This window comes from Stenotrophomonas mori (assembly GCF_023556335.1).
GTDB lineage: Bacteria > Pseudomonadota > Gammaproteobacteria > Xanthomonadales > Xanthomonadaceae > Stenotrophomonas > Stenotrophomonas mori.
In genome coordinates this window covers 308,532-335,435 of the sequence record NZ_JAIKTS010000001.1, presented here as the reverse complement: position 1 = coordinate 335,435, position 26,904 = coordinate 308,532, and the positions used below count along the sequence as shown (strand labels likewise).

The following is a 26,904-nucleotide window of genomic DNA, read 5'->3' as shown; positions in this document are numbered from 1 at the left end:
CCCGTACCCGCTGACCGCGAGCGGCGTCCCGCTCCCCCCGCCGGGCGCATCCGTGTCCTGATTTCCGTGCATTCCTTTCTTGTCTCCCCCGGCGGCCCCCGTAGAATCGCCCTGTCCCCCCTCTCCCCTGACGCGAGTCGCGATGCACCATGACACCGCCCTGATCAACATGATCGCCATCGGCCTGGGCCTGGCCTTCGTCTTCGGCGCCCTGGCCAACCGGCTGCGGTTGTCGCCCCTGGTGGGCTATCTGGTGGCCGGCGTCGTCGTCGGGCCGTTCACCCCGGGCTTCGTCGCCGACCAGGAGCTGGCCCACCAGCTGGCCGAGATCGGGGTGATGCTGCTGATGTTCGGGGTCGGCCTGCACTTCTCGCTGCGCGACCTGATGGCGGTGAAGGCCATCGCCATACCCGGCGCGATCGGCCAGATCGCGGTGGCCACGGTGCTCGGCTGGGGCGTGGCCTCGCTGATGGGCTGGCCCGCGCTGCACGGGGTGATCTTCGGTTTCTCGCTGGCCACCGCCTCGACCGTGGTGCTGCTGCGGGCGATGGAGGAGCGCCGCCTGCTGGAAAGCACCCGCGGCAAGATCGCGGTCGGCTGGCTGATCGTCGAGGACCTGGCCTGCGTGCTGGCGCTGGTGATGATGCCGGTGATCGCCGGGGTGTTCGGCCCCGGCGCGCAGGGCGAGCAGCCCGGCCTCGGCGGGGTGCTCGCCTCGATCGGCTGGACCTTCGTCCAGCTGGGCCTGTTCGTGGCGGTGATGCTGCTGGTCGGGCGGCGGGTGATCCCCTGGGTGCTGGAGCGCATCGCCGGCACCGGTTCGCGCGAACTGTTCACGCTGGCGGTGCTGGCCATCGCGCTGGGTGTCGCGTTCGGTGCGGCGGCGTTGTTCGGGGTGTCCTTCGCGCTCGGCGCCTTCTTCGCCGGGATGATGCTCAACGAGTCCGAGCTCAGCCACAAGGCCGCGCACGACTCGCTGCCGCTGCGCGACGCCTTCGCGGTGCTGTTCTTCGTCTCGGTGGGCATGCTGTTCGATCCGATGATCGTGGTCGAACACCCCTGGCAGGTGCTGGCGACGGTGGCCATCATCATGTTCGGAAAGTCCGCGGCGGCCTTCTTCATCGTCCGCGCCTTCGGCCATTCCAAGAGCACCGCACTGACCATCTCCGCGTCGCTGGCGCAGATCGGCGAGTTCGCCTTCATCATCGCCGGGCTCGGCGTGGCGCTGAAGATCCTGCCCGAGACCGGGCAGTCGCTGGTGCTGGCCGGCGCGCTGGTGTCGATCATGCTCAACCCGCTGGTGTTCCGCATGCTCGACCGCTGGCAGGCACGCCACCCCGCGCCGGTGCCGGTGCAGGAGCCGCCGGACATTCCCCCGGGTCCCTCGCTGGACCTGCACGACCACGCCATCGTCATCGGCTACGGCCGGGTCGGCGGCACCCTTGCCCAGGTACTGCACGACCGCGGCGTGCCGGTCCTGGCGATCGACGACAACCGCGACCATGTCGAGCGCGCCCACCGCGAGGGCATCGCCGCCATCCGCGGCAGTGCCGCCGCCGACGCGGTACTGGCCGAAGCCCACCCCGAGCGTGCCAAGATCGCGATCCTCGCCATCCCCCAGCCGCTGGAAGCCGGCGAGGCCCTGGCCAAGCTGCGCGCCATCAACCCGAGCCTGACCCTGCTGGCGCGCGCGCACAGCGACGCCGAGGTCAAGCACCTGCTCGACCACGGCGCCGACGGTACGGTGCTGGCCGAGCGCGAACTGGCGCATTCGCTGGCGGAGATGGTGATGGCCACCCCGCCGTATCGCGGACGGCGGCTGGCTGGGTGATCGCCGGCAAGGCGCATGCCGAGCAGTGCCCGGCCTTCGCCGGCAGCGGCTGAATCACGGCAGCGCCGCGGAGCGCTCGTAGCGACCAAGCTCGCACCTGCCCCCACGCGGCGCTCGCACTACCCGGCGCATCGCTGCGGCCATTGCACGGGCGGTTCCCTGAAATGGCCGTACTGGCCTACGGAGCGCGTTCGCACGCCGTGTTCCGCAACGGCGTGGCCCAGCTGCCTGGCAGGGTCAGTTGGCGCCGGGCGGCCTCGGCGATGACGGCCCTGGCCCGGATGCAGTCACCGGCACGGGCCAGGGCGGTGGCGTACATTGCCGCCACCACGGCCTGACGGCCTTCAAATTCATGGCCGCGGCCATACGCATGGGCCTTGCCCAGCAGCTCGGCAGCCTGTTCCGGCTGCGTGCGGCCCAGCCATGCTCGGCCGGCCTGCATGTTGGCCAGTTGCACCAGCGGATGGTCGGGGCCGAGCTGGCGCTCCAACCCCGTGCGGGCCGGTTCCAGTTCCGCGATGCCTTCCTCGAAACGCCTGCTGATGTTGAAGGTGTAGCCCAGGAACAGGCGTTCGGACAGGGTCTGGGTTGCATCGGCACCGTGTTTTCCGGCATTGAGCTCGATGATGCGGCGATGGATCGTCACCGCCTCGTCGTAGCGTTCCAGTTCGGTCAGCATCACCGCTTCGTTCGACCAGGATGCCAGTACGTCGTCGCTGGCCGGCTCCATGCCGCTGGCGAGCAGGAAGGCGCGGCCCTCGCGGGTGGTCGCCAGCGCGTCCTCGTACTTCTCCACTCCATACTGCACGCCTGACAGCATGGCGTAAGCCTCGCTGAGGGCGGTATGGCTGGCCAGGTCGTTGGCCTTCTGCAGGGCAAAGCCTTCCTCGGCCCAGGCCAGCGATTCTTCCGGCGCGTAGTTCATCCTCAGATAAGCCAGCCGCAGCAGCAGGCGCGCACGCTCGTCCTTGTTGTCCGGCAACCGTTCCCGTTGAATCGCAAGACCTCTTTGCAGCACGGCGGCGGCCTTCTCCTCCTGGCCGAAGGATTCGTAGCTGCCGCTGGCGGCAAGAAGGAAATGCACCTGCGCGCGCGGACTCTGCACGCCCTCATCGTCCATGTGCTCGACGGCACGGTCCAGCGCCTGGGCCAGGCTCAGCGATGCACCAGCCGCCGCCGGAGCCGATTCGGTGAATACACGACGGGTGAATTCGTTGGCGGCCGCCAGGCCCTCGGCTTCCAGCTTGGCGCGTTGCGCTTCGTGGTTGGCACGCGCGGCTTCGGCGGTGGCCCGCTCGGCCTCGCGCTGCGCCTGCCGCATCTGTACCAGCGCTGTCAGGCCGCCCGCCAGCAAGGCCAGCAGCGCCACGCACGCCATCGCCACGCCCCAGCGGTTGCGGCCGACGAACTTGCCCGCGCGGTAACGCCAATCGTCACCGCTCACCGACACCGTGCGCCCCTGCAGGAAGCGGTGCAGGTCCTGGGCGAACGCCTCCACGCTGGCGTAGCGGCGCTCCGGTTCCTTGGCCAGCGCGGTCTGCAGGATGCGTGCCAGATCGCCGCGCACATAGCGGCGGAAATGCTTCAGCTCGATGTCGCGTGCGCCCAGGCGCGCATCGCGCGCGGCATCGCCGTCGGCGGTGATGGCCTGTTCCACCCGCAACGGCGGCTGCTCGGTGATGGCCTCGGCCATGCGCCGCAGGTTGAGCACGTCCAGTGCGTACGGCAACCGCCCGGCAAGCAGCTGGTAGAGCATCACCCCCAGCGCGTACACGTCGGTGGCGGCGGTGACGGCGCCGCCGGTTATCTGTTCTGGCGCGGCGTATTCCGGGGTGAAACCGGCCGGCACGCCGGTTCGGGTCTGGCTTTCGGCCAGGTCCAGGCGCTTGGCGACGCCGAAATCCAGCACCATCGGGTGGCCTTCGCCATCGACCAGCACGTTGCCGGGCTTGAGGTCGCGATGCACGACGAAATGCGCATGCGCGTGCTGTACGGCGGCGGCCACCTGCAGGAACAGAGCGATGCGCGCCGGCAGCCCGAGTCGGCGCGCATCGGCCCAGTCGGTGATCGGCTGGCCCTGCACCAGTTGCAGCGCGAACCACGGCCGGGAGTCGGCATCCAGCCCGTGGTCGAGCAGGCGTGGAATGTTCGGGTGCGAAAGGGCGGCGAGGATGCGGCGTTCCTGCAGGAACCGCAGTGCCTGCGCACTGCCGTCCCAACGCTGGCGCAAGCGCTTGACCGCCGCGCACTGCCCGGTGTCGTCCATGCGCCGGGCGGCGAACACCGCGCCGGTGGCGCCGGTGCCCAGCACGCCCTGCAACTGCCAGTGCCCGAGCCGTTCGCAGGCGGCCTGCACCATCCAGCCGGCGTCATCCTCCTCGCCCCGCCCTTGCCGCATCACCACGCCTATGCCCTGGTCCATCACGTGCGGCGTGTCGTCCAGCAGCAGCATGCGCTGCACCTGCGCGCGCAGGTGCGCGTCGTCACCGCACTCGCGGTCGAGGAGGGCTTCGCGCGCGGCCGGCGGCAGGTCGGCCAGCCGCTCGAACAACTGCGACACCCGTTGCCACCGTTGCTGGTCGGTCTGCGCGGTCATTTCATTCCCCGGTCACGTGCCCTGGCCGGCACTGTACAAGCCCGGCGGCACACGGAAAGCCCTGCATCGCATGCCCCGGCCATCGCCACGGCATGCGCCCAAACGCCGAGACACCCGAACGGCATCCACGCGCATCACCGTGGATAGTGGTACGCCTGCAATGCCCCGCGCAGCGATTGCCCGTCGGGGGACACCAGGTCATCCAGCTGCCATGCAGTACGCGGCCCGCGGGTGAGGCTGAGCACCACGCAATGCGGTTCCGGGGATTCGCCAAGGGTGGACCGGTAGCAGAGCTCCACGCGGGCAGCCACGTCATGGCCCTCGGCATCCTTTTCCACCCCCAGTCGGCGGTAATGCAGCGGTCCGGCAGGGTCGCCGTCCCGGGCGGCCGTCCAAGGGTCGGCTTCGATGGCACACCTGCCGTTCCCGGCGGCGCAGGCGGCGTCTTTTCGCAGCAGGGCCAACAGGCCATCGGAAAGCAGCGCACGCGCGGGTTCCGGATCAGCATGGAACCGCGGGAACTGCCGGTACAGTGCGCGCACGACATGCCCGGTGGGGCTGTCCAGCGGGTCGCCCGGACACGGCCACCGCACGCACTGAATGAGCGTGCCGGGCGTTCCGCCATGGGCGGGGAGCACCATGCGCGGGGAAAGCTGCAACCGGGCCCCCGTTTGCGGGCCGCGGCTGGCCTGCGGCGCGGCGTACGGGCCGGCAAAGGCCGGCGCGTACGGCATCACGACGGTGGCCAGCGACAGCGCCAGCAGACGCATGCAGCCGCGGAAACGATGCGCGTCCATGGCGCCTCCCAAGAGCGACGCCGGCACCATCGCCGGCATGCAGGGATCGTGAAACGGTGGCCGGAGGCGACATGCCACGGGCCGGCCCATCATGCCGGGCCGTGGCTTCAATCACTCAAGGCGTCCAGCAGGAATGCACGTGCGCGACGCCAGTCACGCTGCGCGGTGCGCTCGGAGATCCCCAGGTACTCACCGATCTCGGCAAAGCCCATGCCCGCATGGAAGTGGCACTCCACCACCGTCACCAACCGGGGCTCCAGTCCGGCCAGGGCCTGCATGCCACGCTCGATGGCCAGTACGTCGAGCTGCGGAAGATGGCCCTCGGCCACTCCCGGCTCGGTTTCCAGCGTCACCCGCACCTGCTCGCCCCCCCGCTTGGCGGCCATCGCCGCGCGCACATGGTCCACCAGCACGCAACGCATCACCCGCCCGGCCAGCGCCAGGAACGGCAGCCGGCCCATGTCGCGCACTGCGCTGGCCTCCATGCGCAGATACGCCTCATGCACCAGCACCGTGGTGTGCAGCGAGGTCCGGCGCCTGTCGCCCAGCTCGCGGTGGGCAATGCGTTGCAGTTCCCGGTACAGCTCGCCGAAACGCTGGTCCAGCGGCACCGGGCCTTCTTCGGTTACGGACACCTGGTTCATTGCACCATCGCTGCGGTACCTGTCGTGCCGATAGTGCAATGCGGGGACGGCAGCGGACAAGCGTGCAGCGCCGATACCGGGGAACCCGGCCCGTCGCGCGCGGCGCGGGCCAACCCGGCGGGACTGCCGGGTCGCAGGGCGATGCCCCCCGGGAAGGTGCGGCACGGGGAAGTGCCGCATGCCGGTGGCGCGCAATGCCCGACCGGGGATCGGCGGGAACCGTGCGCAGCCAGCCTGGCAGGCTTCCTCCTTTCCCCTGCCCCTCTCCCGCGGGAGAGGGGCTCGATCGTGCTCACCAACTGAAGCCGGCACCGCCCATCACGCTCTTGTCGCCGCCGCCGAAGGCGCCACCCAGCGAGACGCTGGCGCGCGCGCCGATGACACGCTGGTAGCCGATGGCCATCGCCTTCTCGCCGCCCTGGAAGCCGACGCCGACGCCGACGCGGTTCTGCCCGGCCAGCCCGGCGGTGTTCATCGCCATGCCGGCATAGGCACCGCCCATTGCCGCCATGCGGTCGATGCGGCGGTCCATGGCATGGAAGCGGCGGTCAACGTCGCTGCGCAGCTGGTTGAAGTTGTCGTTCAACCCGGCCACGGCGTGGTCGGTGTAGGTCCGGGCAGACACCAGGGTGGCGGCATCGCCGGCATCGGCATGGCTGCGGGCCGAAGCCAGCGCAGCGGCGTCGCCGGCCTCCACCTGGCCCTTGTTGACGGCATCGGTCGCGTCCACGCCGTCGGCCACGTGGCGGATGCGGGTGCCATTGGCGCCATCCAGGCTCAGCGTGTCGTGGCTGGCATCGTCGTAGGCCAGCGCGTCGGGGATGGCCGCACCGCCTCCGCCCGCCCCGGCGGGCCCCTGCGGGCCGGCGGGGCCCGCCGGGCCTTGCCCGCCCACCAGTGAATCCAGCCATTGCTGCTCGTTGCCGGCAAACCCCTGGTGCACGGCGATGTCATAGGCGCTGTAGCCACGCGGACCGACGATGCCGCCTCCGGCGGCGCCGCCAAGCTGGTCCAAGATCGCCGTCAGGCTGCCATCCACCGCGTCGAAGGCCGAACGCACGTTGCCGTAGCCGTTGCCCTGGATGACGAAGGTGGGCGCGGCGAACACGCCGCCGGCATAGCTCGCGCCACCGCCGAAGGCAGTGGCGACGCCGTACAGCTGCGACAGGTTCACCGCATCGTTGTCGCCCAGCGCAGCGGCCATGTTGACGATGCGGCTGCGGCCCGCCGCCGAGCCCACCGAGACCGTGTAGGCCTGGGTGGCCACGGACCGGTAGCCGATGGCGGTGGAACTGTCCGCGGTGGCCCGCGCCTCGAAACCCAGCGCGGTACTGTTTTCCCCGGCAGCCTGGCTGCGTGCGCCCAGCGCGATGGAACGCACGCCGCTGGCGGTGTTGCCATTGCCCACCGCCGTCGCATACAGCGCCGTGGCCTTGTTGTTGTAGCCCAGCGCGCTGGCCCCCGTGGCCGTGGCCTCGTTGGCGCTGCCCAGGGCGCTGGCACTCTCGCCGCCGGCGGTGTTGCCGCCCCCCACGGCGCTGGCGAACTGCGCCTGCGCCTTGTTGTTGTGGCCCAGCGCGTTGGCGCCGGCCTGGTCGGCCAGGTTGTTCACCCCCATCGCCGTGGCGTTGCCCGCCAGCGCCTTGTTGAAACTGCCAACGGCGTTGGCGCCTTCGTCCGTGGCCTGGTTGTCGCTGCCCACCGCGCTGGCCCGCTGGGCGCTGGCGGTGTTGCCGTTGCCCAGCGCGCTGGCGAACGTGCCGCTGGCGCTGTTGTAGTGGCCCATCGCCGAGGCCCAGCGGGCGGTGCTCTTGTTCAGCGTGCCCACCGCCACCGAGCGGTCGCCGCGCGCCTCGTTCTTGAAGCCCATTGCATTGGCTTCCGCGCCATAAGTGGTGTTTTCAACACCGATGGCGGAACTGGAATACACGTTGGCGGCGTTCTTCACGCCCACCGCCACGGTGCCGGCATTGAACGCGCGGTTGCTGTTGCCGACGGCTACCGCGTCGTCGGCGGGCGTCCAGTTCCAGTAGCCCATCGCCACCGAGCGTTCGCCGACCGTTCCCAGCGTCCATTGCACCTTGTCGGCCCCGTACCATCCGAGGTACTCCCAGGTGCCGGGAAATACCAGCGCGTTGTTGCCGGTCCCCATCGCCACCGCACGGTGGTTTCCCGCGAAGTTGGTGACCCCCAGTGCGGTGGCGCGGTCGCCCACGGTGACAGAACCCACGCCGAAGGCGGCGGAACTGTAGCCGTTGGTGGTGACCAGCGAGCCATAGGCCGCGCTGTACGAACCGCAGTTGTACACCGCATCGCCATGCGACGTAGAGCCGCCTCCGTCGGCGATATCGACCCAGTTGCCATACCTGTCGAAACACGGGGTGGCCTGCGCGGAGCCGGCCGCGAGCGCGGCCAGGATTCCAACCATGAGAAGCGCCGGGCGCGGGGAAACAAGGGGGTGGGCGTTGGTTCGGTTCACGTGGATGCTCTCCCTGAAGGACTCGATGCGCCGCGGAATGCGGCGTCATCGGGTAGATCGGAAAAGCGGCGGCAATCCGGACACGCCGGGAACCTGCCGGCAACCGTCAGTCGGCGGAGGGAGGTGGACCGGCCACGGATACTCGGGCCGCAGGACCGGAAACACCGGGAATCCGCCCGAGGTAGTCCCCCAGCAGGTCGATCGCCTGGCGGACCTTGGCCGGCTGGGTCTGCCGGTGCGGTGTCACCGCCCATGCCGGCAGCGGCGGGACATCCCATTCCGGCAGCAGCCGCACCAGCCGGCCGTCGGCCAGCAGCGGCATCACGTCCAGGCAGGTCAGCACCGCCACGCCCAGGCCCGACACGCACAACTGGCGCACCGCCGGCTGGTTGTGGCTGACCAGGCGAGGATGCGCCGGCACCTGCCGTTCCTGTCCCGATACCCGGTGCCGCCAGGCCAGCCCCGGCACCTGCGCCAGGCCCAGCCACTCGTTGCCCGGCACCTGGAGGGGATCGGCCGGTTCGCCATGGACCCGCAGCCACTCCGGCGAGGCGCAGGGCCAGCGCTGCAGGGTGCCCAGGCGCTGCGCCATCCAGTCGCTGTCGGGCAACCGCCCGAACCGCACTGCCAGGTCGATGCGCGCCTGCACCAGGTCGGTCCAACCGTCCTCGAAGTGCAGGGACAGGCGCAGTTGCGGGTTGTCGCGCAGCCATGGTCCCAGCGCCGGGCCGATGTGGTCGGCCATGCCCAGCGGTGCGGACAGGCGCAGCTCGCCGCTGGGCGCATGGCGCGCGGCCGACAGTTCGGCCTCGGCTTCGCCCGCGGCGTCCAGCAGGCGCGCACAGGCCGCGTAGTAGCGCCCGCCGACATCGGTCAGCGACAGGCGCCGGGTGGAACGGTGCAGCAGGGCCACGCCGGCGGCCCGCTCCAGCGCCCGCACCTGCTGGCTGACCGCCGAGGTGCTCATGCCCAGCGCGCGCGCCGCCGCGCTCATCGAGCCGTGCTGGACCACCTGCGCGAACAGCGCCATGCGCCTGACGTCGTCCATCGTCCCCTCCTGTTGCCGGCATCGTGAAGCCTGGCTTCAAGGTGATTGTGGCGCGCAGGGACTGCCGCCGTCACCGGGGCGGGGGGAGACTGTCGGCCTCCCATCCCTGCGAGGAACCACCATGAACATTGCCCTGATCGGCGCCACCGGCTTCGTCGGCCGCGCCCTGCTCGACGAACTGCTGGCCCGTGGCCACGAGGTCACCGCGCTGGTCCGCGACCCGGGCAGGCTCGCCGCACGCGACCACCTGCGCGTCGTGCGTGCCGACGCGCAGGACGCCACGCAGGTACGGGACGCCGTGGCCGGCAGCGACGCGGTGGTCAGCGCCTACAACGCCGGCTGGGACAACCCGGACCTCTACCGCGACTTCCTGAAAGGCGCGCACGCCATCGTCGCCGGCACCAAGGCCGCCGGGGTGAAGCGCTACCTGATGGTCGGCGGCGCCGGCAGCCTGCGGGCTGCCGACGGCACCCAGCTGGTCGACGCGCCGGACTTTCCGCCGGCCTACCGTGACGGCGCCCGTGCCGCACGCGATGCGCTGGAGGCGCTGAAGACGGAGCCCACGCTGGACTGGACCTTCCTCAGCCCGCCGGTCGGGTTCCATGCCGGTGGCCCGGACACCCGGACCGGCTGCTACCGCACCGGCGGCGATGCGCCACTGATGGCCGCCGACGGTCCGGGCACCATCAGCGCGGCGGATCTGGCGGTGGCCCTGGTCGATGAACTGGAACAGCCCCGGCACCCGCGCCGCCGCTTCACCGTCGCCTGGTGACGCCGGACCGCGCCGCAGCCTCCCCTTCCATGGAAGGGGAGCGCCTGCCGCCCGCGGTGTCCCGGGGGCGGCCTCAGGCCTTGGCCAGCGCCTGCTCGAGGTCGGCCAGCAGGTCGTCGATGTGCTCGATGCCCACCGACAGCCGCACCGTGTCCAGCGTCACGCCGGCCTTCTCCAGCTCGGCCTCGTCGAGCTGGCGATGGGTGGTCGAGGCCGGGTGCGTGGCCAGCGACTTGGCGTCGCCCAGGTTCACCAGGCGGGTGAACAGCTGCAGCGCATCCAGGAATCGCGCGCCGGCTTCGCGGCCGCCGGGCAGGCCGAAGGTCAGCACGCCCGACCCCTGGCCGCGCAGGTACTTCTGCACCAGCGCATGCTCGGGGTGGTCGGCCAGCGCCGCGTAGTTGACCCAGGCCACCTTGGCATGGCCCTGCAGGTACTTGGCCACCGCCAGCGTGTTGCTGTTGATCCGGTCCATGCGCAGTGCCAGGGTCTCGATGCCTTGCAGGATCTGGAACGCGTTGAACGGCGAGATCGCCGCCCCGGTGTTGCGCAGCGGCACCACCCGGGCGCGGCCGATGTAGGCCGCCGGCCCCAGCGCCTCGGTGTAGACCACGCCGTGGTAGCTGACGTCGGGCGTGTTGAGCCGCGGGAAGCGCTGCTTGTGCTCGGCCCACGGGAAGCGCCCGGAGTCGACGATGGCGCCGCCCAGGCTGGTGCCATGGCCGCCGAGGTACTTGGTCAGCGAATGCACCACGATGTCGGCGCCGAAGTCGAACGGGCGCTGCAGGTACGGGGTGGCCACGGTGTTGTCCACGATCACCGGCACGCCGTGGGCATGGGCGATCGCCACGATGGCCTCGATGTCGGTGATGTTGCCGCGCGGATTGCCGATGGACTCGACGAACACCGCCTTGGTACGGTCGTCGATCAGCGCCGCGAAGGCCTGCGGGTCGCGGTAGTCGGCGAAGCGGGTCTGGATGCCGAACTGCGGCAGGGTATGCGCGAACAGGTTGTAGGTGCCGCCGTACAGGGCGCTGGACGCCAGGATGTTGTCGCCGGCCTCGGCGATGGTCTGGATCGCATAGGTGATCGCCGCCTGGCCGGAGGCCAGCGCCAGCGCGCCGATGCCGCCCTCCAGCGCCGCGATGCGCTGCTCCAGCACGTCCGTAGTCGGGTTCATGATGCGGGTGTAGATGTTGCCCTGCACCTTCAGGTCGAACAGGTCCGCACCGTGCTGGGTATCGTCGAACGCGTAGGCCACGGTCTGGTAGATCGGCACCGCCACCGCGCGGGTGGTCGGGTCCGGCGAATAACCGCCGTGAACGGCGATGGTTTCAGGCTTCCACTGCGGATTGGTCATCGGAGGTTCGCTCGGAGGGGGCCGCCAACGATAGCCCACATCCCGCCGCATTCGAACCACCGTTGCAGCCGTTACTGGTGAGCGGATGGCATCAGCTCATGCGCAAGGCGCTGCAGGCCGCCCCGGCCCCCGGACCATGGGCGGCCTGCCCGGCGCCGGGCTCAGGCCTTGGCGAACTGCAGCTGCCCGCCGCCGGCCTCGACGTGGATGGTGTCGCCGCCGGCGAACGCGCCGGCGAGGATCTTCTGCGCCAGCGGGTTTTCCAGCTGCTGCTGGATCGCCCGCTTGAGCGGGCGGGCGCCGTATACCGGGTCGAAGCCGACATTGCCCAGCAGGTCGAATGCCGAATCGGCCACGTCCAGCTTCAGCCCGCGCTCGCCCAGCCGCTTTTCCAGCCCGCGCATCTGGATCCGCGCGATCTGCCGGATCTGCTGCTTGTCCAGCGGGTGGAACACGACGATGTCGTCCAGGCGGTTGATGAACTCCGGGCGGAAGTGCGCCTGCACCACCCCCATCACCGCGGCCTTCATCTGCGTGTAGGCCTCCGGCGAATCGTCCGCGCTCAGCTCCTGGATCTGGTGCGAGCCCAGGTTGGAGGTCATCACGATGACGGTGTTGCGGAAGTCCACGGTGCGCCCCTGGCCGTCGGTCAGGCGGCCGTCGTCCAGCACCTGCAGCAGGATATTGAACACGTCCGGGTGCGCCTTCTCCACCTCGTCCAGCAGGATCACGCTGTACGGGCGGCGGCGCACCGCCTCGGTGAGGTAACCGCCTTCCTCGTAGCCGACGTAGCCCGGGGGCGCGCCGATCAGGCGCGAGACACTGTGCTTCTCCATGAACTCGCTCATGTCGATGCGCACCATGGCGTCGGGGCTGTCGAACAGGAAGTCGGCCAGCGCCTTGGTCAGCTCGGTCTTGCCCACGCCGGTGGGGCCCAGGAACAGGAACGAGCCGCTGGGCCGGTTCGGGTCGGACAGGCCGGCACGCGAGCGGCGCACCGCGTCGGAGACCACGCGGATCGCCTCGTCCTGGCCGACCACGCGGGCATGCAGCATCTCCTCCATGCGCAGCAGCTTGTCGCGCTCGCCCTCGAGCATCCGGTTCACCGGGATGCCGGTCCAGCGCGAGACGACCTCGGCGATCTCCTCGTCGGTCACCTTGTTGCGCAGCAGCCGGAACCCGGCCTGCCCTTCCTGCTGGTCGGCCATCTGCAGGCGGCGCTCCAGCTCGGGAATCACGCCATACTGCAGTTCGGCCACGCGGCTGAGATCGCCACGGCGCTGGGCGGCATCCAGTTCGATGCGGTTCTGCTCGATCTGCTGCTGGATCTGCGCCGACCCCTGCACGGCGGCTTTTTCCGCCTTCCAGATTTCGTTGAGGTCGGAGAACTCGCGCTCGAGCTTCTCGATATCCAGCTCCAGGTCGGCCAGACGCTTCTGCGAGGCGTCGTCCTTTTCCTTCTTCAACATCTCGCGCTGGATCTTCAGCTGGATAAGGCGGCGTTCGAGGCGGTCGAGCTCTTCCGGCTTGGAGTCGATCTCCATGCGGATGCGGCTGGCGGCCTCGTCCATCAGGTCGATGGCCTTGTCCGGCAGCTGGCGGTCGGCGATGTAGCGGTTGGACAACGTGGCCGCGGCGACGATGGCCGGATCGGTGATCTCCACGCTGTGGTGCACGGCATACTTTTCCTTCAGCCCGCGCAGGATGGCGATGGTGTCCTCCACGCTCGGCTCGCCGACGAACACCTTCTGGAAACGGCGCTCCAGCGCGGCATCCTTCTCGATGTACTGGCGGTACTCGTCCAGCGTGGTCGCGCCGATGCAGTGCAGCTCGCCGCGCGCCAGCGCCGGCTTGAGCATGTTGCCGGCGTCCATGGCGCCATCGGCCTTGCCGGCGCCGACCATGGTGTGCAGCTCGTCGATGAACAGGATGATCTGGCCCTCGTTCTTGGCCAGGTCGTTGAGCACGCCCTTCAGGCGCTCCTCGAACTCGCCGCGGAACTTGGCGCCGGCGATCAGCGCGCCCATGTCCAGCGACAGCACGCGCTTGCCGCGCAGGCCCTCGGGCACCTCATCGTTGACGATGCGCTGGGCCAGGCCTTCGACGATCGCGGTCTTGCCCACGCCGGGCTCGCCGATCAGCACCGGGTTGTTCTTGGTGCGGCGCTGCAGCACCTGGATGGTGCGGCGGATCTCCTCGTCGCGCCCGATCACCGGATCGAGCTTGCCGCTCTCGGCACGCGCGGTCAGGTCGATGGTGTACTTCTCCAGCGCCTGGCGCTGTTCCTCGGCGTTCTCGCTCTGCACGGTTTCGCCGCCGCGCAGCCTGTCGATGGCCGCCTCGAGTTTCTTCCGGTCGGCGCCGGCCGCGCGCAGCGCCATGCCGGCGGCGCCGCCGTCGTCGACGGCGGCCAGCAGGAACCATTCGCTGGCGATGAACTGGTCGTTGTGCTGCTGGGCCAGCTTGTCGGTGGCGTTGAGCAGGCGCCCCAGGTCGTTGCCCAGCGACAGGCTGCCGGCCTGGCCGGACACCTTGGGCAGCGCGTCCAGGGCTTCGCCCAGGCGCTCGCGCAGCAGCGGCACGTTGACCCCGGCCTGGGCCAGCAGCGGCCGGCTGCTGCCGCCGGGCTGGTCGAGCAGCGCCGCCAGCAGGTGCGCCGGTTCGATGAGGTTGTGGTCGCGGCCCACGGCCAGCGACTGCGCGTCGGCCAGGGCCTTCTGGAAGTTGGAGGTGAGCTTGTCCATCCGCATGGCGATCATCCCGAATCAGGGGCCGGCACTGCCGGCGATACTGGTCCAGATGCGGTTGCGGCGGTGTGATTCAAGCCCGTTCCGGGCAGGTGTTCAGCCGCAGCCGCGGTACCCGGCCAGTATCGCCGGGCCGCCGCGGCGGGCATTGATCCTGCGCAATCAGCCCGGGCCGCCGCGGGTCACCGCCTGGCGGATCGCCCGCAGCTGCCGCTTCACCACCCGCGCCTGTTCCGCATCCAGCCGCAACAGCGCCTTCTGTCCGATCGAACGCCCCTGCAGCTCCGGGTCGACGAACCGGTAGCGGCCGCGCGCGTCCCGCTCCAGCGCCGGCGGCTGCGCCAACTCGGGGGTCCGCAGCAGGTGGTCGATCACGATCACCAGGCGGTCGTTGAAATGGCCGTCGGGATGCCCCAGCTCCCGCCATGCCTCCTGGACCAGCGGATACAGGCGCATGTAGGCCGCCGCGAGCGCGTCGGCATCCGCGGCGGTGAACGCCGCCACGTACGGGGCGTAGCGGGCGGCATTGCCGGCGGCAAGGGCGGTGCCGCCGGCCCCGTCCTCTTCCACCTGCAGCGTCCCGGGCACCGCCTGCAGCGCCAGCGCCGTCGAGGGCACCCGGGCTTCGGTGAGGTTGTCCACGTGGGTCACCAGCCGCTGGATCAGGTGGTCCGGCAGCAGCAGGCCCAGCACAGAGGCCGGGAACAGCGCCGACAGGTCGTCCCGTACCCGCGCGTCGCTGTCGCCCAGCGGCGGCAGCCCGCCGTCGGCGGCCGCCGCCAACGGCAGCGGATGCTCCGGCGCGGCCGCCGCGGCCGGGTCCGGCGCCGGCACCGTGGCCGGCACGGCCGCCGCGGGCGCCTGTTCGTGCACGACCGCCGGCGGCGGCGCCACCGTCTTCAGGTCATCGCGGAACAGCCACCACGCCGCGCCGCCCAGCACCACGACGCCTGCCACGGCCCATGGCCATACCGTTTTTCCGTTCTGCATCGAGCTCACCTCAGGATTGCGATCACCGTTCTCAGACCCGGCCGACCGTCGTCGGTTCCCGACGTCGGGTCAGGCCGCCGGCCGCGGGCGCTGCAACGACAGCAGCGCCAACACCGCCGCCAGCGCGGCATAGGCGCCGGCGAACTGCCAGCTGAGGGTCCGGGCCAGCCCCTCCAGCTGCCAGGGCAGGTAGACCCCGCCGCGCGGATCGACCGAGTGGATCAGACCGAACAGGGTCAGCAGCGCGGCGATCAGCAGCAGTGCCGACGCCCGCCGCAGCTGCTGATCGATCATCGCCACCACCATCGCGATCCACAGCATCGCGGTGATGATGAAGCCGTTGCCCAGCGCGAAGATCACCGCCAGCTCCGGCAACCCGTGGCCGTCCAGCACGGTGGTCAATTCCACCAGCCGCTCCGGGGACAGCCAGCCCGGTGCCTTGATCGCCAGCAGGTAGGCCACCGACGGCAGGAAGCCCAGCACCATCGCCGCGGCGTGCCGCTTCGGCGTGGCCTCGAACGCCTGGGTGGTGATGTCGATCGCCACGTAGACGATGATCGGCGCCAGCACCGCCAGCGGCAGCCACTGCACCAGGCCGGCGATCACCCCGAGCATGCCGCCGATGCCGATGAACAGTCCGGTGAGCAGGGTATAGCCGCTGCGTGCGCCCATGTGCTTGTAGGCCGGCTGGCCGATATAGGGCGTGGTCTGGGCGACGCCGCCGCAGAGGCCGGCGACCAGCGTGGCCAGCGCCTCGACCAGCAGGATGTCGCGGGTGCGGAAATCGTCACCGGCCACCCGCGCGCTCTCCGAGACGTTGATGCCGCCAACCACCATCAGCAACCCGAACGGCAGCAGCAGCGGCAGATAGTCCATCGCCGCCGGCAGGCCCTGGATGAAACCCAGCGTCGGCAACGGCAGCACCACCTGCGGCGGCGTCCACTGCGGCAGCGCGAAGCCGGGGGCACCCAGCCCCGCCATGCCCAGCCCGTAGTACAGCGCGGTACCGACCAGGAAGGCGACCAGCACGCCCGGCGCCCGCACCGGCAGCCGGCCCTTGGCGATCAGCACGTACAGCAGCAGCCCGAGCGTGACGAACCCGGCCACCGGCGAGCGCAGCGTCTCCAGCAGCGGCAGCAGCCCCATCAGCACCAGCGCGATGCCGGCGATGGAACCGAGCAGCGCCGCGCGCGGCAGCGCCCGGGTCACCGCTTCGCCGAAGAACGACAGCACCAGCTTGAGCAGTCCCATGATCACCAGCGCGGCCATGCCCAGCTGCCAGGTGGCGATCGCCGCGGCCTGCGGGTCCAGCCCCTGCTGCTTGAAGCCGGCGAAGGCCGGGCCCAGCACCAGCAGCGCCATGCCGATGCTGGTGGGTGCGTCCAGCCCCAGCGGCATCGCGGTGACGTCGGCGCGGCCAGTACGTGCGGCCAGCCGGCGCGCCATCAGCGTGTACAGCAGGTTGCCCACCAGCACGCCGAACGCGGTACCGGGGAACATGCGCCCAAACACCACCTCGGCCGGGAACTGGAAGATGCCCACCAGCGCCATGGCGATGAAGCCGAGGATGGACAGGTTGTCGACCACCAGGCCGAAGAAGCCGTTGAGGTCGCCGGCGACGAACCAGCGCGGCGGAGCGACGGAAGCATGAGCGGACATGGGAAAGCCGAGCCAGTGGGGGCCGCCGATGGTAGGGCCAGCGGCGCGGCGGCGCCAATGCCGCGCCGGCATCAGCGTCCACCGCCCCCGCCCTTCCGGGCCCGCCGCACGCAGGCCGGGCCCGCTGCCGCTACTTCTTCAGGAAATTGTCCACCAGCAGGTGCTTGACGTCGTCGAAGCGGCCGTTCAGCACCGCCTTGGCGGCGTACAGCGCGGTACCCGCCACCTGCTTTGCCTCGATCTGCGGCGGCATCACCAGCTCGGCGCGGCTGGTGTGCACGTCCAGCAGCGCCGGGCCGCGCTGGGCCAGCAGGTCCAGCACCGCCTCCTCCAGGTCCTCGCTGCGGGTGACGGTGCGGCCATGGAAGCCGATGACCTCGGCCAGGCGGCCGAAATCCGGATTCTTCAGGTCGGTGTAGTTGTCCAGCAGGCCTTCCACCTTCTGTTCCAGCTCGACGAAGTTCAGCGAGCCGTTGTTGAACACCACCACCTTGATCGGCAGCTGCTCCTGCACCGCGGTGAGCAGGTCGCCCAGCAGCATCGCCAGGCCGCCATCGCCGGACAGCGAGATCACCTGGCGGCCGGGGAACGCCTTCTGCAGGCCCAGTGCCTGTGGCATCGCGTTGGCCATCGTGCCGTGCAGCAGGCTGGTCAGCGTGCGGCGGCGGCCGTTGACGCGGATGTGGCGCAGCACCCATACCATCGGCGAGCCGCCGTCGGCGGTGAACAGCGCATCGTCGGCCGCGTGCCTGGACAGCAGCGCGGTCAGGTGCTGCGGATGGATCAACCCGCCCTCGCCCGGCTGCTCTTCCTGTTCGCGCTTGCGCAGCGCCTTGTCGCGACGCTCGCTGCACTCTTCCAGGAACGCGCCGTCCTCGCGCGGCGCCAGCAGCGGCAGCAGCGCCTCCAGCGTCGGCGCGATGTCGCCGACCACGCCCAGGTCCACCGGATGGCGGCGGCCCAGGTGGCTGCCGTCGCGGTCGATCTGGATGATCGTGGCCTTGTCCGGATAGAACTGGCCCCAGGCGAAGTCGGCACCGAGCAGCAGCAGCGTGTCGCATGCCATCAGCGTGTGGAAGCCGGACTCGATGCCGAAGATGCCGGTCATGCCCATGTTGTAGGGGTTGTCGGGCTCGACGAAGTCCTTGGCGCGCGAGGTGTGCGCCACCGGCGCCTGCAGTCGCTGGGCAAGCTCGAGCAACTGCGCGTGTGCGCCCTGGCAACCGGCGCCGGCGTAGATGCCGATGCGCTTGCCCTGCCCCAGCAGCTCGGCGATGCGCTGCAGCTCGGCATCGGACGGGCGCAGCAGCGGCTGGGCGTAGTGCACCGAGAACGGCGGATCGTGCTTGACCTCGGCCTCGCTGATGTCGGCCGGCAGCACCACCACCGCCACGCCGCGGCGGCTGATCGCCGCCTGGCAGGCCAGCGCTACCACGCGACGCGCCTGTTCGGGGCTGTGCACCTGCTCGCAGAACACCGTGCAGCCTCCATAGACCGCCTTGAAATCCACCTCCTGGGGGAATTCCATGCCCAGTTCGCTGGTGACCACCTGGCTGGCGATCAGCACCATCGGCGCGCGGTTGCGGTTGCTCTCGAAGATGCCGTTGATGAAGTGCAGGCCGCCGGGGCCGCACGAACCGGCGCAGGCGGTGAGCTGGCCGCTGACCAGCGAATCGGCGCCGGCGGCGAAGGCCGCCACTTCCTCGTGGCGCACGTGCACCCATTCGATCCCGCTGCGGTGCAGGGCGTCGGTGACATGGTTGAGGGTGTCGCCGACGATTCCGTAGCACCGGCGGACGCCCGCCTGCTCCAGGGTATCGACGACGATTTCGGCAACGCGTGTGCTCATGGGGACCGCCTCGTCGGGGAGAGACCCGAGGCTAGCCCCCGGCGGGTGACGCCGCCGTCGCCGCGCCGGCCGGCATCCGCCGGGCCGGCGCGCCGCGGTGGCTCAGAACGAGATGTCCACCGCCTGCCGCGACCACAGCACCGACTGGTGCCGGGTCTGCCGCTTCCATGCCAGGCGGATGGCCTCGATGTCGGCACGGCGCTGCGGGGTGTCCTCGTGCAGCACCACCAGCACCTTGGTGCGCAGGCGGTTGGGAGCGGCATCGCCGCGGAACAGCCACTGCCCGTAGGCGTCGAAGACCGTCAGGCCGTCCGGGAAGCGCGCGGTCACTTCCGTGTCCAGGAAGTCGCGCCACTGGGCGTCGCTGATCGGGTCGGCCTGCGGACGCTCGCCTTCGCCGCGCTCCTCGCCGACACCGAAGTAGAGCTCGCTGCGCACCCAGCCCTGGGCACTGGCCGGGCGTGCCGCGTCGCCCTGCAGGTCGGCGGTGGTCGTGGCACCGGCCGGCGGCGGCGAGGCGAGCGTGGCGCAGCCGCTGCTGGCCAGCAGCACGGCGAGGGCAAGGGCGAGGTGTTTCATCGTTACGGCTCCTGGGGAGGGGGAAAGGCGGGGCGGCGACCGGCATGCCGCGGCCACGGCGCCCGGCGGGCGCTGATGCGGCCACGGCATCAGCTCATGCAGTGCAAGGGGGCTTGCGCCACCCCGGTCATCACGCGAAGATAATATATCGCTTCATCCGGATGGATGTAAGCAAAACCTCCCCTTCCCCACCCTCGCTGTCGTCGGAGTCCGCATGTCCCCCCGCCTGTCCGCGTCGCCGCTTGGCCTCGCCATCGCCCTCGCCCTGTCTCCCGCCCTGGCTGCCGCCCAGGACGTCACCCACCTGGACACGGTCATCGTCACCGGCACCCGTGCCGCCGACCGCACCGTGCTGGAGTCCACCTCGCCGGTGGACGTGCTGAGCGCCGAGGACCTCCGCAAGGCCGGCGTGATCAACGGCGAGCTGGGCAGCGCGCTGCAGGCGCTGCTGCCTTCGTTCAACTTCCCGCGCCAGTCCAATTCCGGCGGTGCCGACCACGTGCGCGCCGCGCAGCTGCGCGGCCTGTCGCCGGACCAGGTGCTGGTGCTGGTCAACGGCAAGCGCCGCCACCACACCGCGCTGGTCAACACCGACAGCAAGATCGGCAAGGGCACCACCCCGGTGGACTTCAACGCGATCCCGGTCAGCGCGATCAAGCGCATCGAGGTCCTGCGCGACGGCGCCGGTGCGCTGTACGGCTCCGATGCCGTGGCCGGGGTGATCAACGTGATCCTCGACAACGGCGGCGACGGTGGCGAGATCGAGGCCAGCTACGGCGCCCACCACACCGACCTCAAGCCGATCGGCCGCACCCTCACCGACGGCCAGACCGGCAACATCAGCGCCAAGGTCGGCACCGTCCTGGGCGAGGACGGCGGTTTCCTGCGCGTCGGCCTGGAGTACAAGGAACGCAAGGCGACCAACCGCGCCGGTTTCGACCAGATCCCGCCGTGGGACCAGACCCCCGGCAACCTGGCCCTGCAGGGCAAGCGCAACTACGTGCTGGGCGATGGCAAGAGCAAGGACCTCAACCTGTGGCTGAACACCGAGATCCCGGTCGGCCAGACCGCCACGTTCTATGCCTTCGGCACCTTCAACCAGCGTGACACCGAAGGCGCCAACTACTTCCGCTATCCCGACGGCGAGGCCAACTGGAAGGAGGTCTACCCGGACGGCTACCGCCCGATCTCCGAGGGCGAGAACCGCGATTCGCAGGCGGTCGCCGGCCTGCGCGGCCAATGGGGCGAGTGGAGCTACGACGGCAGCCTGGACCATGGCCGCAACGACTTCACCTACCGCCTGCGCAATTCGCTCAACGCGTCGCTCGGCCCCGACAGCCCCACCCGCTTCAAGACCGCCGACTACCACTATGCGCAGACCGTGGCCAACCTCGACCTGAGCCGGGTGTTCGACCAGTCCGAGGCGATCAGCCACGTGCTCGGCCTGGGCGTGGAAGCGCGCCATGAGCGCTACCGGACCCGCCCGGGGCACCCGTCCAGCTATGCCGCCGGCCCCTATACCGACCGCCCGACCGGCTCGCAGGCCGGCGGTGGCCTGACCCCGCAGGATGCCGCCTCGCTGTCGCGCGAGGTCGCCAGCGCCTATGCCAGCCTGTCCAGCCAGTTCGGCGACAAGCTCTCCACCGACCTGGCCGCACGCTACGAGCACAACGACGATTTCGGCGGCGAACTGACCGGCAAGCTCGGCCTGCGCTACGAATTCGCGCCGGCGTTCGCCCTGCGCGGCGCGCTGTCCAACAACTTCCGCGCGCCGTCGCTGGCGCAGATCGGCTACGAATCCACCTCCACCGGCTACAACGCCGGCGGCCAGCTGGTGCAGGGCCGGCTGCTGTCGGTCAACAACCCGATCGCCCGCGGCCTCGGTGCCCGCGACCTGAAGCCGGAGAAGTCGCTGAACACCTCGCTGGGCTTCACCAGCCGCATCGGCGAGCACTTCGACCTGTCACTGGACTTCTTCCAGATCGACATCGACGACCGCATCGCGCTGTCGGAGAGCATCACCGGCGATGCGCTGACCGACTACGTGGCCGCCCAGTACGGCGTGACCGGCCTGCAGAGCGCCAGCTTCTTCGTCAACGCCGCCGATACCCGCACCCGCGGCGCCGAGCTGGTGGGCAACTGGCGGCAGGCGCTGGGCAACGGCCAGCTGCTGCTGACCGGCACCTACGCGTACACCAAGACCACGCTGAAGAACGTGCTGGCGACGCCGGCGCAGCTGCAGGCGCTGGATCCGGACTACGTGCTGTTCGGCATCGAGGAGAGCAACACGCTCACCGACGCCACCCCGCGCAGCCGCGCCAGCTTCGCGGCCGGCTGGAGCAACGACCGCTGGTCGCTGAACAGCCGCGTGAACCGCCATGGCAGCGCCGTGCGCGTGTTCGACTTCGGCGGCGGCTACATCCCGCGCCAGACCTACCAGGCCGAATGGCAGCTGGATGCCGAGGTGGAGTACCGCATCACCCCGCGCTGGAGCGTGGCCGTCGGCGGCCAGAACCTGACCGACAACTACCCGGACCGCTCCAACGAGGACATCCACTACTTCGGCAACCTTCCCTACGACGTGCTCTCGCCGATCGGCAGCAACGGCGCGTACTGGTACGGCCGCGTCCGCTACAGCTTCTGACGCCGGGGCCCCTGCCGGACACGCGCCGCGACGCGGCGTGTGTCCGCTCCAGGGGCATGCCAAGCTGGCGCTCCCTTCGCAACGGAACCGCGGACCATGGACGCCATCGCCACCGATCCCGAACTGCGGCAGCGCCTTGCCCGCCTCGACCGCCGGGTGCGCTGGCTCGGTGCCGCCTGCGCGCTGCTGGGCGGCGGCCTGCTGACGGTGCTGCTGATGGGCGCGCGGGCGCCGGCCATGGCAACGCTGGACGTGGAGCGGATCAACATCGTCGAACCCGATGGCAGCGTGCGGCTGGTGATCTCCAACGCAAGCCGCTTTCCCCTGCCGCGCCTGGACGGCAAGGACTACCCGCGTGCGGTGCAGCCGGCCGGCCTGGTGTTCTACGACGCCAAGGGCGACGAGATGGGCGGCCTGGCCCTCACCGACACGCCTGCCGGGCGCATCGCCGCGCTGGCCTTCGACTACCCCAACTACGACGCCCTCGGGCTGGTGACCCGGGTCGGCGCCGACAACCGCAGCGCCATGACCGGCCTGCAGATCAACTCGCACCCGCCCGCCGGCCTGGACGTCCTGCAGGCCAGCCGGGTCGTGCAGCGGCGCATCGCCATCCACAACGAGGACGAGAATGCCGAGATCCTGCTCGCCGACCCGCAGGGACGCGAGCGCATCCGCCTGCGCGTGGACAGCCGCGGCGAGCCGCGCCTGGAGATGCTCGACGCCGCCGGCAGGGTCGTGTTCGCCGCGCCGCACGAGGCGGCCCCCTAGCCCCACGTAACCCTTCGCTCACGACCGCCATGGCACAGTGGTGCGCATGGCAGATGCGTTTCTCCGCCCGCCACCGGCCCTGGATTCCGGCTGTGCCCTGTTCCTCGACGTGGACGGCACCCTGGTCGGCTTCTCCGCGCAACCCGAAGATGTCCGCCTGCCGGCTGCCGCCGGCGCGCTGGTGGCCCGGGTCGCCGCACGCCTGGACGGCGCCCTCGCGCTCGTCAGCGGCCGCCCCCTGGACCAGCTCGACCGGCTGTTCGCGCCGCTGCGGCTGCCCGCCGCCGGCCTGCACGGCACCCAGCTCCGGCCCCGCCCCGGTGCGGAACCGCAGGCGTCCACCGCGGCGTCCTGGCTGCACGACCTGCACCTGCGCGCGATGGCCTTCGCGTATGCCCACCCCGGCGTGCGCGTGGAGCCCAAGGGCCAGGCGCTGGCCCTGCACTGGCGCAACGCCCCGGCCGCCGAAGCGGCGGTCGTGGCCTTCGCCCACGCCCAGTTGCCGCACTTGCCGGGCGTGCGCCTGCAGCCGGGCAACCATGTCGTCGAACTGGTCTCGGCCGGGCACGACAAGGGCACCGCCGTCGCCGCGCTGATGGCCGCGGCGCCGTTCTCCGGCCGCCCGCCGGTCTTCGTCGGCGACGACCTCACCGACGAGGACGGGTTTGCCGCGGCCGCGCAGCTGGGCGGCTACGGCATCCTGGTCGGCGAGCGCCATCCCAGCCGGGCGCACTACGCGCTGCCCGGCGTGGACGCGGTGTACGACTGGCTGCAGGCCGGCACCGCCTGAGCTGGTGCGCGCCGGCCGGCGCGCGCCGCCACTGGACACCGGGAGGCGAGCGCCTCCCGACTGCTGAGGAGGAAGCGATGCGTCAACCCAATCTCGATCTGGGCGTGGTCGGCAACGGCAGTTTCGGCGCTCTCATCGACCGCCAGGCGCGGGTGGTCTGGAGTTGCCTGCCCGCCTTCGACGGCGACCCCGCGTTCTGCGCGCTGCTGTCGCCGCGGACCCAGGAGGGCGGCGACTTCGCCATCGAACTGGAAGACTACGCCGACAGCGAGCAGCACTACCTCACCAATACCGCGATCCTGCGCACGGTGCTGCGCGACCAGCACGGCGGTGCGGTGGAGGTGCTCGATTTCGCACCGCGCTGGCGCCGCAACGGACGCTTCTACCGCCCGCCGAGCCTGATCCGCCGGATCCGTCCGCTGGCCGGCAATCCACGGATCCGGGTGCTGGCGCGGCCGCTCGCCGACTGGGGCGCGCGCACCCCGGAGACCACCTGGGGCAGCAACCACCTGCGCTGGCTGCTGCCGGGCTTCACCCTGCGCCTGACCACCGATGTTCCGGTGCGCTTCATCCGCGAGCGTCTGCCGTTCGTGCTCGCGCACCCGATGGACCTGGTACTGGGCGTGGACGAGACCCTCGACCAGCCGCTGGCCACCTATGCGCAGCAGGCGCAACAGCGCACCGAGGACTACTGGCGCGAATGGACCCGCTACCTGTCCATCCCGCTGGAATGGCAGGACGCGGTGATCCGCAGCGCCATCACCCTCAAGCTGTGCCAGTACGAGGACAGCGGCGCGATCATCGCGGCGATGACCACCTCCATCCCCGAAGCCCCGCACAGCGCGCGCAACTGGGACTACCGCTACTGCTGGCTGCGCGATGCCGCCTTCGTGGTGCGCGCGCTCAACCGGCTCGGCGCGACCCGGTCGATGGAGGACTTCCTGCGCTACATCTTCAACCTGGCCACCAGCGATGGCAGCCTGCAGCCGCTGTACGGCATCGGCATGGAACAGCAGCTCGACGAGCACGAGGTACCGTCGCTGGCCGGCTACCGCGGCATGGGCCCGGTGCGCCGCGGCAACCTGGCCTGGACCCAGCGCCAGCACGATGTCTACGGGTCGGTGGTGTTGGCCTCCACCCAGCTGTTCTTCGACCAGCGCCTCAACAATCCCGGCGACCGGCATGCGTTCGCGCGGCTGGAGCCGCTGGGCGAGCACGCCTACGCCCTGCATGACGTACCCGATGCCGGGCTGTGGGAGTTCCGCGGCCGCACCGCGGTGCATACCTATACCTCGGCCATGTGCTGGGCCGCCTGCGACCGCCTGACCAAGATCGCCGAGCGGCTGGCGCTGGACGCGCGTGCCGCGCTGTGGCGCGAACGGGCCGACCACGTCCACCGGCAGGTGATGGCGCGCGGCTGGAACACCTCCCTGGGGCACTTCACCGACACCTTCGAGGGCGAGCACCTGGACGCCTCGTTGCTGCTGCTGGCGGACATCGGCTTCATCGACGCCCGCGACCCGCGCTACATCGCCACGGTGGAGGCGATCGGCCGCGACCTGCGCCGCGGCGACGCGCTGTTCCGCTACGTTGCACCGGACGACTTCGGCACTCCCGAGACCAGCTTCACCATCTGCACCTTCTGGTACATCGACGCGCTGGCCGCGATCGGCCGCGAGGACGAGGCGCGCGCCCTGTTCGAGAAACTGCTGAAACGCCGCAACCCCCTCGGCCTGCTGTCCGAGGACCTGGCCTTCAGCGACGGCGAGGCCTGGGGCAATTTCCCGCAGACCTATTCCCACGTCGGCCTGATCACCGCCGCGATGCGGCTCTCGCGCAGTTGGCAGGAGGCCTCATGAGCCGGCTCGTGGTGGTCTCCAACCGGGTCGCGCTGCCGGGCGAAAGCCGCGCCGGCGGCCTGGCCGTGGGCCTGCTGGCGGCCCTGAAGGAACGCGGCGGCCTGTGGTTCGGCTGGAGCGGACGCAACGCCGCCACGAGCGGCGAGCTGCGCGAACAGAGCGACGGCAGCATCCGCTACGCCACCCTGGACCTCTCCAAGGCCGATCTCGACAGCTACTACAACGGCTTCTCCAACCGCGCGCTGTGGCCGCTGCTGCATTTCCGCCTGGACCTGGTGGACTACGACCGCAGCAAGCGCGAAGGCTACTGGCGGGTCAACCGGCTGTTCGCCGAGCGGCTGGCGCCGCTGCTGCGCGAGGACGACACCGTCTGGATCCACGACTACCACCTGATCCCGCTGGCGGCGCTGCTGCGCGAACGCGACATCGGCTGCCGCATCGGCTTCTTCCTGCACGTGCCGATGCCCTCGGCCGAACTGGTGCAGGCGCTGCCCGAGCACCTCTCGCTGTTCTCGACCCTCTACGCCTTCGACCTGCTGGGTTTCCAGACCCGGCGCGATGTCGGCCGCTTCCAGTCCTGGGTACGCCTGTTCGGCGGCGGCCGGGTCATCGACGACGACACCATCACCTCGCCCGACGGACGCCGCATCCGCACCTCGGCGTTCCCCATCGGCATCGACACCGCGCACATCGCGCGCCAGGCACAGGCGGCGGTCGGCAACACCGCGGTGCGCGCGCTGCGGCAGAGCCTGCAGCAGCGACGGCTGGCGATCGGCGTGGACCGCCTGGACTACTCCAAGGGCCTGCCCGAGCGCTTCCACGGCTTCGAGCGCTACCTGACCCGTCATCCGCGGGAAAAGGGACGCATGACCTTCCTGCAGATCGCACCGGTCTCGCGCGGCAGCGTCGCCGAGTACCGCACCCTGCGCGGCGACCTGGAGCGGATCGCCGGGCACATCAACGGCCTGCATGCCGAAGCCGACTGGACCCCGCTGCGCTACGTCAACCAGAACTATGCGCACCGCACCCTCACCGGGTTCTACCGCGAAGCCGCGGTGGGGCTGGTCACGCCGCTGCGCGACGGCATGAACCTGGTGGCCAAGGAATACGTGGCCTCGCAGGACCCGGAGGACCCCGGGGTGCTGGTGCTGTCGCTGCTGGCCGGCGCCGCCGATGAGCTGCGCCAGGCACTGCTGGTCAACCCCCACGACCTGGACGGCGTCGCCGACGCCATCGCCACCGCCGCCGGCATGCCGCGCGCGGAGCGCATCGAACGCTGGCAGGCGATGATGCAGCACCTGCGCGAGCACGACATCAACCGCTGGCGCCGCGACTACCTGCAGGCGCTGGAAGGCGGCTGAGCGCCGGCTCCGGCCCCGCCGGCAGCGCCTCTGCGCGGGCATCGGCCGCAGACCGCACGGCGGCCCGCGTGGAAAATCGCATGCCACGCCAAGCATGATCGCCGCCGGCCGGCCCGCAGGCGCTGCCGCGG

At 70.6% G+C, this 26,904-nt stretch carries 18 protein-coding genes; 7 read left to right on the top strand and 11 right to left on the bottom strand.

The features are described from left to right. The first annotated feature begins 142 nt into the window (after window positions 1-142). Window positions 143-1,831: a YbaL family putative K(+) efflux transporter gene (gene ybaL / locus K5L01_RS01535; RefSeq protein WP_250061312.1), complete on the top strand. Its 1,689-nt coding sequence runs from the start codon at window positions 143-145 to the stop codon at window positions 1,829-1,831. Between the two features lie 178 nt (window positions 1,832-2,009). Here the strand turns inward: ybaL and K5L01_RS01530 are convergent, their stop codons facing one another. The 5 genes from K5L01_RS01530 to K5L01_RS01510 form a co-directional block, all read right to left on the bottom strand. Then, complete coding sequence (locus K5L01_RS01530) at window positions 2,010-4,427, bottom strand: serine/threonine-protein kinase (RefSeq protein ID WP_250061310.1); 2,418 nt, start codon at window positions 4,425-4,427, stop codon at window positions 2,010-2,012. 134 nt (window positions 4,428-4,561) lie between these two features. Next, window positions 4,562-5,263: a hypothetical protein gene (locus tag K5L01_RS01525; protein WP_250061307.1), complete on the bottom strand. Its 702-nt coding sequence runs from the start codon at window positions 5,261-5,263 to the stop codon at window positions 4,562-4,564. A gap of 68 nt (window positions 5,264-5,331) precedes the next feature. Further along, window positions 5,332-5,859 carry an ECF-type sigma factor gene (locus K5L01_RS01520; RefSeq protein ID WP_250061306.1) on the bottom strand — a complete coding sequence of 176 codons (528 nt, stop codon included), beginning with the start codon at window positions 5,857-5,859 and terminating at the stop codon, window positions 5,332-5,334. 301 nt (window positions 5,860-6,160) lie between these two features. Continuing rightward, window positions 6,161-8,296, bottom strand: a complete 2,136-nt coding sequence (locus tag K5L01_RS01515; RefSeq protein WP_250061304.1) for a YadA-like family protein — start codon at window positions 8,294-8,296, stop codon at window positions 6,161-6,163. 157 nt (window positions 8,297-8,453) lie between these two features. Next, entirely contained in the window at window positions 8,454-9,395 is a 942-nt protein-coding gene (locus K5L01_RS01510; RefSeq protein WP_250061302.1) for a LysR family transcriptional regulator, read from the bottom strand. Window positions 9,396-9,516: 121 nt separating this feature from the next. Here K5L01_RS01510 and K5L01_RS01505 point away from each other — a divergent pair, with 121 nt between their 5' ends. Beyond that, window positions 9,517-10,167, top strand: a complete 651-nt coding sequence (locus K5L01_RS01505; protein ID WP_250061301.1) for an NAD(P)-dependent oxidoreductase — start codon at window positions 9,517-9,519, stop codon at window positions 10,165-10,167. Between the two features lie 73 nt (window positions 10,168-10,240). On the opposite strand, the gene K5L01_RS01500 is transcribed toward K5L01_RS01505, so the two are convergent. The 6 genes from K5L01_RS01500 to K5L01_RS01475 all read right to left on the bottom strand — a co-directional run bounded on the left by K5L01_RS01500 (window position 10,241) and on the right by K5L01_RS01475 (window position 19,351). Beyond that, the gene (locus tag K5L01_RS01500) at window positions 10,241-11,527 is read right to left on the bottom strand and encodes an O-acetylhomoserine aminocarboxypropyltransferase/cysteine synthase family protein (RefSeq protein ID WP_250061298.1); all 1,287 of its coding nucleotides are present in this window, start codon (window positions 11,525-11,527) and stop codon (window positions 10,241-10,243) included. Window positions 11,528-11,688: 161 nt separating this feature from the next. Next, window positions 11,689-14,277 carry an ATP-dependent chaperone ClpB gene (gene clpB / locus K5L01_RS01495; protein WP_250061296.1) on the bottom strand — a complete coding sequence of 863 codons (2,589 nt, stop codon included), beginning with the start codon at window positions 14,275-14,277 and terminating at the stop codon, window positions 11,689-11,691. Between the two features lie 159 nt (window positions 14,278-14,436). After that, window positions 14,437-15,264: a DUF3014 domain-containing protein gene (locus K5L01_RS01490; RefSeq protein WP_250061294.1), complete on the bottom strand. Its 828-nt coding sequence runs from the start codon at window positions 15,262-15,264 to the stop codon at window positions 14,437-14,439. 69 nt (window positions 15,265-15,333) lie between these two features. After that, window positions 15,334-16,923, bottom strand: coding sequence for a SulP family inorganic anion transporter (locus K5L01_RS01485; protein WP_250061292.1), 1,590 nt, complete (start codon window positions 16,921-16,923; stop codon window positions 15,334-15,336). A 130-nt stretch (window positions 16,924-17,053) separates the two neighbouring features. Continuing rightward, window positions 17,054-18,772: a thiamine pyrophosphate-dependent enzyme gene (locus K5L01_RS01480; protein WP_250061290.1), complete on the bottom strand. Its 1,719-nt coding sequence runs from the start codon at window positions 18,770-18,772 to the stop codon at window positions 17,054-17,056. A gap of 102 nt (window positions 18,773-18,874) precedes the next feature. Beyond that, window positions 18,875-19,351, bottom strand: coding sequence for a DUF3574 domain-containing protein (locus K5L01_RS01475; protein WP_250061288.1), 477 nt, complete (start codon window positions 19,349-19,351; stop codon window positions 18,875-18,877). Window positions 19,352-19,565: 214 nt separating this feature from the next. Here K5L01_RS01475 and K5L01_RS01470 point away from each other — a divergent pair, with 214 nt between their 5' ends. The 5 genes from K5L01_RS01470 to otsA all read left to right on the top strand — a co-directional run bounded on the left by K5L01_RS01470 (window position 19,566) and on the right by otsA (window position 26,773). Then, on the top strand, window positions 19,566-21,995 hold the full coding sequence (locus K5L01_RS01470; RefSeq protein ID WP_250061286.1) for a TonB-dependent receptor plug domain-containing protein: 2,430 nt from the start codon (window positions 19,566-19,568) through the stop codon (window positions 21,993-21,995). Window positions 21,996-22,091: 96 nt separating this feature from the next. Further along, entirely contained in the window at window positions 22,092-22,763 is a 672-nt protein-coding gene (locus K5L01_RS01465; RefSeq protein ID WP_250061284.1) for a hypothetical protein, read from the top strand. A 46-nt stretch (window positions 22,764-22,809) separates the two neighbouring features. Then, a complete protein-coding gene (gene otsB, locus K5L01_RS01460; RefSeq protein WP_250061282.1) occupies window positions 22,810-23,553 on the top strand; it encodes a trehalose-phosphatase in 744 nt (247 codons plus the stop codon). Between the two features lie 77 nt (window positions 23,554-23,630). Beyond that, window positions 23,631-25,412 (top strand): glycoside hydrolase family 15 protein, encoded by a 1,782-nt coding sequence (locus K5L01_RS01455; RefSeq protein WP_250061280.1) that lies wholly within the window; start codon window positions 23,631-23,633, stop codon window positions 25,410-25,412. Next, window positions 25,409-26,773: an alpha,alpha-trehalose-phosphate synthase (UDP-forming) gene (gene otsA, locus K5L01_RS01450; protein WP_250061278.1), complete on the top strand. Its 1,365-nt coding sequence runs from the start codon at window positions 25,409-25,411 to the stop codon at window positions 26,771-26,773. Before K5L01_RS01455 ends, otsA begins: the two co-directional genes overlap by 4 nt. Window positions 26,774-26,904 lie beyond the last annotated feature (131 nt).